General features: G+C 60.9%; 1 protein-coding gene. It reads right to left on the bottom strand.

Features of this window, described 5'->3' with window-relative positions; all coding sequences use genetic code 11:
- Positions 1-248, bottom strand: a 248-nt coding sequence (locus HEN21_RS22780; protein WP_183082976.1) for a phage tail length tape measure family protein, incomplete at both ends; no start/stop codon positions are given.

Consider the following 248-nt stretch of genomic DNA (forward strand, 5'->3'; position numbering starts at 1 on the left):
TGACTCGCTGGTCTGGTTAAACGTCAGCCCTGCCGCCTGCCCGGCTCTGGACAGGGCCAGCATACGATCTGCCGTCAGTCCCGCCTGATTACCGGAAAGGACCAGCGTTTTATTGAAATTGGACAGGGTTGAGTCACCCTGATACCAGGCATACGCCAGCGCACCGGTCGCCACCGCCAGCGAAGTGATACCAACCATCGGCAGGGTGATCGCACCGGCAAGCCCCCTGAACATGGGGATCATCCCGC

The sequence above is a fragment of the Escherichia sp. 93.1518 genome (genome assembly GCF_013368915.2).
GTDB classification, from domain to species: domain Bacteria; phylum Pseudomonadota; class Gammaproteobacteria; order Enterobacterales; family Enterobacteriaceae; genus Escherichia; species Escherichia ruysiae.